Origin of the sequence: Enterococcus sp. 5H, assembly GCF_028128615.1 — a bacterium.
In the GTDB taxonomy this organism is placed as follows: Bacteria; Bacillota; Bacilli; order Lactobacillales; family Enterococcaceae; genus Enterococcus_L.
Genome location: NZ_AMDP01000005.1, coordinates 111,004 through 118,374, shown reverse-complemented (window position 1 = coordinate 118,374; position 7,371 = coordinate 111,004). Strand labels below are relative to the sequence as shown.

At 36.0% G+C, this 7,371-nt stretch carries 6 protein-coding genes and 1 pseudogene; 5 read left to right on the top strand and 2 right to left on the bottom strand.

From position 1 onward, the window contains the following. Positions 1–776, bottom strand: a pseudogene (locus C240_RS03480) (helix-turn-helix domain-containing protein); the annotation flags it as partial. A gap of 240 nt (positions 777–1,016) precedes the next feature. Here C240_RS03480 and ruvA point away from each other — a divergent pair. Beyond that, the gene (gene ruvA / locus C240_RS03475) at positions 1,017–1,628 is read left to right on the top strand and encodes a Holliday junction branch migration protein RuvA (RefSeq protein ID WP_271491008.1); all 612 of its coding nucleotides are present in this window, start codon (positions 1,017–1,019) and stop codon (positions 1,626–1,628) included. A gap of 12 nt (positions 1,629–1,640) precedes the next feature. After that, the gene (ruvB, locus tag C240_RS03470; RefSeq protein ID WP_271491005.1) at positions 1,641–2,651 is read left to right on the top strand and encodes a Holliday junction branch migration DNA helicase RuvB; all 1,011 of its coding nucleotides are present in this window, start codon (positions 1,641–1,643) and stop codon (positions 2,649–2,651) included. 74 nt (positions 2,652–2,725) lie between these two features. Here ruvB and C240_RS03465 read toward each other — a convergent pair whose 3' ends face one another. After that, complete coding sequence (locus tag C240_RS03465) at positions 2,726–4,030, bottom strand: hypothetical protein (protein WP_271491002.1); 1,305 nt, start codon at positions 4,028–4,030, stop codon at positions 2,726–2,728. 270 nt (positions 4,031–4,300) lie between these two features. On the opposite strand from C240_RS03465, the gene C240_RS03460 reads away from it, so the two are divergent. From C240_RS03460 to C240_RS03450, 3 genes are all read left to right on the top strand, one after another. Next, a complete protein-coding gene (locus C240_RS03460) occupies positions 4,301–4,876 on the top strand; it encodes a TetR/AcrR family transcriptional regulator (RefSeq protein ID WP_271490999.1) in 576 nt (191 codons plus the stop codon). Positions 4,877–4,984: 108 nt separating this feature from the next. Continuing rightward, positions 4,985–6,679, top strand: a complete 1,695-nt coding sequence (locus C240_RS03455) for an oleate hydratase (RefSeq protein WP_271490996.1) — start codon at positions 4,985–4,987, stop codon at positions 6,677–6,679. Positions 6,680–6,822: 143 nt separating this feature from the next. Further along, complete coding sequence (locus C240_RS03450; protein ID WP_271490993.1) at positions 6,823–7,281, top strand: low molecular weight protein-tyrosine-phosphatase; 459 nt, start codon at positions 6,823–6,825, stop codon at positions 7,279–7,281. Positions 7,282–7,371 lie beyond the last annotated feature (90 nt).

Genomic DNA, 7,371 nt, shown 5'->3' with positions numbered 1-7,371 from the left:
AATCAAACGTTGAACCTTCTTCTTATTTACATGGAACCCACGATTTCCCAACTCCTTTGTCATACGCAAACAGCCATAATCCTTATGATGTCTTCTTATTTTAAGCATTTCCTCTTCGATTTCTTGATCTGGATTTTCTCGATCAAAGCGTTTTTGCCAATACATAAAGGTTGATTTAGGAAATTTCAAGGTTTCAAGAAGCTCAACTAGTTTGAAGGATCCTCGGAGGCTGTCGATGATTCGTGCGATTGATTCTTTCGTCTTTGTTGGGCTTCCTGTTTTCGCAGCTTCCTCAATTCTTTTAAAAAGGCATTTTCAATCTGAAGGGCACGCACTTGCTTTTCTAATTCCTTAATACGATCGCGTTCTTTAGGTGTTTCTTTCTTTGTTTTCTTCTCTTCTTTTTTCTTAGTCAAAATGGATGGACCTCCTTTCGTCTTTGAGAGCCCATCTATTCCTTCTGCACGAAAGATTCTCATCCAGTTGGTGATTAATGCAGGATTATTTATCCCTAGATGATTCGCCACTTCACGATAGGACAGCTCAGTTGTTTGATATAACTCTATCGCATCCATCTTGAATTGAACAGGGTAACTTTGGTTTTGGCGTTTTCGCAGAAGCCCTTCTTCACCGAACTCGTGATAAGCATTGAGCCAATCTTCCACCTGCTTTTTTGATTTCACTCTATATTTCTTCGATAAATACGATAGTCCTCCTTTTCCTTCAAGATATTCTTGAACGATTTTCAGTTTGAATTCAAAACTATATTTTGCCATAAAAATACCGACCTCCATTAGTTAGATTTTTGGTCTAACTTTTGGGGGTCGGTACAGATTATATTCAGCCTTAGCTGTTTTTATACAACTAGATTTTAGATAAAAACAAATGGGAGTGTTATTCACTATTTCCAGCTATTGATTTTACCGAATCTGTGCTAAAATAGAAACGTATGTGCGTATCAAACGCATAAAAGGCAAGAAGAATGTTTGTCCTGCCTTAGTCAGAAAGGTGAAATTATGTACGAGTATATTATTGGTAAAGTCACGTTTATCAGCCCTTATTATATTGTAGTAGAAACAAACGGCATCGGTTATCAAGTCTCTGTGGGAAATCCTTATCGATATTCTGGGAAAACAGATCAAGAAGTTAAAATCTATCTTCATCAAGTAGTTCGGGAAGATGCTCATTTACTATACGGTTTTACAGATTTAGATGAAAAGCAGCTCTTCTTGAAATTAATCAGTGTTTCAGGGATCGGTCCAAAAAGTGGCTTAGCAATTATGGCATCCGACGATCATGGTGGTTTAATTCATGCAATTGAAAGTGAAGATGCTGCGTATTTAACTAAATTCCCTGGTGTGGGTAAAAAAACTGCTCAACAAATGATCCTGGATCTAAAAGGGAAACTAGGCGAATTAGAAACCTCAGATGCAGCGGTTGAAGCGATGGCAAAATCAACCCAAACACAATCTAACAATCAACCATTGTCAGAAGCGCTTGAAGCTTTAGGTGCATTAGGCTACAGTGAAAAAGAAATCAAACGAATTACGCCAAAACTCGAAGAATTAGGCGCACAACCAACGGATGAATATCTACGTAATGCCTTGAAATTTATGATGAAACGCTAAGGAGGAATTGCTATGTCTGAAGATGAAAGACTACTTTCGGCTCAAAGCAGTGATGGAGAAGAGTCACTGGAGAAATCGTTACGTCCGCAATTTCTTGAACAATACATCGGTCAAGATAAAGTCAAACAGGAGCTGACAATTTATATTGAAGCTGCCCGCAATCGTGAAGAGGCGCTAGATCATACTCTTTTGTATGGCCCTCCAGGTTTAGGGAAAACCACTATGGCGATGGTGATCGCAAATGAAATGCATGTAAATATTCGTACAACCAGCGGACCAGCAATCGAACGAGCCGGTGATCTAGTTGCGATTTTAAATGAATTAGAACCCGGTGATGTTTTATTTATTGATGAGATTCATCGTTTACCTCGAGTGGTGGAAGAAATGCTATATTCAGCAATGGAAGATTTTTATGTGGATATAATGGTAGGACAAGGGACAACGGCTCACCCTGTTCATTTTCCATTACCGCCATTCACACTAATTGGTGCTACAACTAGAGCGGGAATGCTGTCTGCGCCGCTTAGAGATCGATTTGGGATTATTTCTCATATGGAATATTATGAAACTCAAGATTTGAAAGAAATTGTGTTGCGATCGGCAGATATTTTTCAAACAGAAATTGTTGAAGAAGGAGCTTACGAAATTGCTCGTCGTTCTAGAGGCACACCGCGGATTGCGAATCGTTTATTAAAACGTGTTCGTGATTTTGCCCAAGTTCAGTCAGACGGTATAATTAATCGTGGAATTGCCGATCAAGCATTAACTTTATTACAAGTCGATCACCAAGGACTTGATTATGTAGATCAAAAATTATTGAAAACCATGATCGAATTATATGGGGGCGGTCCAGTTGGACTAAGCACTTTGTCGGTAAATATTAGCGAAGAAACAGAGACAGTTGAAGATATGTATGAACCATACTTGATTCAAAAAGGCTTTATCAAACGAACGCCAAGAGGACGAATCGCTACAGCTTTAGCGTATGAACATTTTGGTTATGAATCGTTTTATCAAGAATAATGAAATAAGAATAAAACCAGAAGGTATAAAACATCGTAGTCGTTTTATACCTTCTGGCTTTTTTATGTTATTAATTAAAATTCAATAGTGTATTTATAGTTAATCTCTAACGGAGTATCAGCTTTTACTGCGATAAAATCAGTTTTATCAGCACCTTCGTAAAGACTTTCAGTCCAAGAAAAATCAAGTTGGAAATCATCTACTTTTACTAGAGAACCAGCTTCAACATAATGAATTTCTTCTTTATATAATTCGTAGTTACCGTTTAAGTTACTATCAACGTAGTGTTTAGTAATTATAGGTACAATATAATTCGTAGAAGTTCCTGAGAAGACAACTTCATGTATACCATTTTTCTTCAATTGAGTAACTTCGTTTTTTCCAACAGTGATTGCCGGGTTTGTGCGAGTACCAACAACTGTTCCATCTTTAAATGGTTTAGTCACATCACCTAGTAATCCGTTATTTGATAAATAGACACTTTCTGGTGTTGAAGACCAATTGTAATTAGCCATATTTGTCATATTACGAGCAACTGTTGAATACTTTTTCGTTAAGATCAATGGATCTTCATCAGAAATTTTAAAGTCGGGTTTTACATATTCTTCACGAACGACTGCACCGTTATAGGCGCGCAACATTTGCTTGTCTGCATGTAAAGCAGAGAGAGCACTATTAATATCATGAGAGATACCAGTGATTGAACTTCCAGCATCTTCAGCCTGAATGTGGGCAATGACTGAACGAGCACCAGACATTTGACCTTCGCCTATAACTGTAGCACCTTTCCATGCATAAATATCACGGTAGGCATAGATACCGATTCCATCACTACTTACACCTTTAAGAACCGCATCATAGTAGGGTTTGATATCATTATCACAGTAAATTCCATATTCTGATCCAGAGGCTTCAACAGAACCACCTTCCATTTGGATTTCGTTTTTAACATTTAAACCAATTCTTGAAGCCGAAGCAGTAACTTTACCTTTACCGTATTTTGTTGTTTTGAATGCTCGGAAATGAGTTCCAACATTGATTGCTACGTCGTCTGTAGTGTTAACAACCATTTCTCCGTTGCCTCTTAAATCTAATGTATGTTTAGTATTGATTGAATTAATATTTACAGGTTTTGTGTTGTTAAGAGTAATAATGATTGATAATGAGCTATAGATTTTAGCATCTTCATTTAAGACATACTCGCCTTTTTTTGTAGTCAATACATTTGTACCATCATTTTTTGTTGAGATCGTTGCGGCGGCTCCTTTTAAATCTGTATTTTCAGTTAAAACTTGAGCAGCATCGGCAGACTGACCAATGCAAAAAGCTAATCCTAAAGCTAGAATTGACCCGCCTAGTATTTTTTTAAAACTCACCATTTTATCCATCCTTTAATTTTTTTCTGTAGTGCATATGCAATAACAGTGTCTTGAATATAGCACAAAATAGCTGGTTATTTTTTCTTTTATTTGAATAAAAGAGTAATGTTTTGATAAAAAAATCCTTTTTTGTTCTTTTATAAATCATATTCATTATATAAATAAAATACATTTGTAACGGAGAGAATTATTAATAATATTTAAAAAAATTGCGGTATTCTTCTACTTTTTGGTATGATTAACTCAACTAAAAAAAGTGAGGATAAATATATGAGCGAATCACAAATAACAAAAAAAGCTATTTCATCGGCATTAATTGAATTATGCGGCCGCAAATTATTCAGTAAAATTAGTGTACAAGATATTACTAAAGAGGTTGGTTTAAATCGCCAGACTTTTTATTACCATTTCACAGATAAAAATGATTTACTACGCTGGATATATATTCATGATGCTCTGATTTATTTAGACTCACCAGATGTCAGTATTGACAACTGGGAAGAACAAGCATTAAAAATGTTAAAAGCGATTCAAGCGAAAAGTGATTTTTACTATAATACAGTTAGTTCGGATTCAGATGTTTTAAGAATTTGTTTTTCTGCAGTTACGAATAAACTTTTTACCAATCTATTTGAGCAAATGGATGTGGAACACCAGCTTCTTCCAGAAGACAAAGAATTTTATGCTCGCTTTTTTTCATATGGTTGTAGTGGTGTATTAATTACGTGGATTTTAGATGGATATAAAGAATCGCCATTAGAAATTGCAACGCAATTATTCCGTTTGGCTAAAGATACTGAATTTTTCTCTTATCGATTATATAAAAAAGAAAACGAATTATTATGACAAACTCACTAGAGTGTCTAAAAATCGGACGGGATGGAAAGGCTATCACAAGACTTTTTTGAGTAATCATTGTACGCTAGGTTCATCAAATGAACCGGAGGGATTCTCATGAAAAAAAGACACATTGGATTAGCTGCAGTAGGTGCGCTAGGTGCGGCTTATCTCACTAAAAAAGTCACAGCTGAAAAAAAAGCGGTAAAAGACGTTGAAATAGAAGAAGAAATCAACAGTCGCTATTATGGTGATAAACAAGTCTATCTAATTGGCGGTGGAATTGCCACAATGGCTGCTGCTGCTTACTTAATTCGTGATGCGAATTTTAATGGCAAAAACATTCATGTGATCGAAGGTATGAAGATTCTCGGTGGTAGTAATGATGGTATTGGAACAAATGAAACAGGATTTGTAGCTCGTGGTGGTCGGATGTTAAATGAGGAAACTTACGAAAATTTTTGGGATTTATTTGATAGTATTCCTTCAATTGACTGGCCAAACCATAGCGTAACAGAAGAAATTTTGAATTTTGATCATTTGCACCCTACACATGCACAAGCACGCCTAGTAACAAAAGAACAAGAAATTGTTGACGCACATACAATGGGATTCGATAACGATGATCGTTTGGCGATGACCAAATTATTAGCAGCTTCAGAAGAAAGTTTAGATAGTGTCACGATTGAAGAATGGTTCGGTGCACATTTCTTTGAAACAAACTTTTGGTATATGTGGCAAACAACATTTGCTTTCCAAAAATGGAGCAGTGCTTTTGAATTACGTCGTTACATGAATCGAATGATTTTAGAATTTTCACGAATTGATACTTTAGAAGGTGTAACGCGTACACCGTTAAACCAATATGATAGTGTGATTCTTCCATTGAAAGCTTTCTTAGAAAAGCATGGTGTGGATTTTACGTTAAATGAAGATGTAGTAGACTTAGAATTTGAATCAGGTGCTGAAATTACGGTGACTGCCTTAAAACTTGGAAATGGTGAAACAATCGAACTGGCAGAAGGTGATGTTGTTATCATGACCAATGGCACTATGACAGACAGTTCTACAGAAGGCGATTGGAGTCATCCTGCGCCAGAAGTTACGGAGGAATCTCGTTCTGCTCGGCTTTGGCGCAATATTGCTAAGAAAAAAGCTGGTTTAGGTAATCCGGAGCCGTTTTTTGGTAATGAAAAAGAAACCAATTGGGAAAGCTTTACTGTAACTTGCCGCGGAGATAAATTGTTAAAACGCATGGAAGAGTTTTCTGGTAATATTCCCGGATCAGGTGCATTAATGACCTTGAAAGATTCTAGTTGGTTAATGAGTACAGTTGTTGCTGCTCAACCGCATTTTAAAAATCAAGATCCTGATACTACAATTTTCTGGGGCTATGGTATTTATACTGATAAAGTCGGCGATTACGTGAAAAAACCGATGCGTGATTGTACGGGTGAAGAAATTCTGTTTGAGTGGATTTGTCAAATGGGCTGGGAAGAAGATTGGGAAGAAGTCAAACAAGATATTGTGAATGTGATTCCAGCATACATGCCATATATTGATGCTCAATTCCAACCTCGTAAAATGAGTGATCGTCCACAAGTAGTTCCGGAAAATAGTACGAATTTTGCGATGGTTAGCCAATTTGTAGAAATACCAAAAGATATGGTTTTTACAGAAGAATACTCCGTACGAGCTGCTAGAATTGCAGTCTATACATTATTTAATATTGATAAGGAAATCATTCCAGTTACTCCATACAACCGTGATCCAAAAGTCTTAGCCAAAGCGGCACAAACGATGTTTAGATAAAAATTACGATAAAGTAAGTTGTGTTTCATAAAAATTGCTCGTTGAATTTTTATGAGATATAGCTTATTTTTTGAAATGAAAATCTAGAGAAAACATGCTATGCTACTAATTAAATAGAAAGCTAAAAGAAGGGGAGATGTAAGATGAAAAAAGTTTTATTTGTCTGTTTAGGCAATATTTGTCGTTCACCAATGGCTGAGGCTGTTTTTAAAGCGAAAGTAAGGCAAGCTGATTTAGCTAATAAATTTGTTGTTTCTTCGGCAGCGACAAGTTCTTGGGAAGCAGGTAATAAACCACATAGTGGAACGCAGCAGATATTAGATCAGCATGGTATTTCTTACGAAGGGATTAGATCGACACAGGTTAAACCAGAAGATTTTGTAAAATATGATGTTATCATTGGTATGGATGCAAATAATGTAGCAGATTTAAAGCAGATGGCACCAGAGCAAACGAAGGGAAAAATTCATTTGTTTTTAGATATTGTTGAAGGTAAAGAAGGTCAGGAAGTACCAGATCCATATTATACAGGTGATTTTGAAGAAACATATGCTTTGATAAACGAGGGAACAGAAGCCTTATTATCTTATTTAGATAATTAATAGATAAAAATTAAAAAAAACTAAATCTCGGACTTAAGATGGATGATTCTTTTAGTAAAAACTTTTATACTATAAAAGTAGTGAATTTAT

Bases quoted from the DNA above. Each gene is read 5' to 3' on its own strand.
- ruvA (WP_271491008.1), top strand. From the start codon at position 1,017: ATGTACGAGTATATTATTGGTAAAGTCACGTTTATCAGCCCTTATTAT.
- ruvB (WP_271491005.1), top strand. From the start codon at position 1,641: ATGTCTGAAGATGAAAGACTACTTTCGGCTCAAAGCAGTGATGGAGAA.
- C240_RS03465 (WP_271491002.1), bottom strand. From the start codon at position 4,030: ATGGTGAGTTTTAAAAAAATACTAGGCGGGTCAATTCTAGCTTTAGGA.
- C240_RS03460 (WP_271490999.1), top strand. From the start codon at position 4,301: ATGAGCGAATCACAAATAACAAAAAAAGCTATTTCATCGGCATTAATT.
- C240_RS03455 (WP_271490996.1), top strand. From the start codon at position 4,985: ATGAAAAAAAGACACATTGGATTAGCTGCAGTAGGTGCGCTAGGTGCG.
- C240_RS03450 (WP_271490993.1), top strand. From the start codon at position 6,823: ATGAAAAAAGTTTTATTTGTCTGTTTAGGCAATATTTGTCGTTCACCA.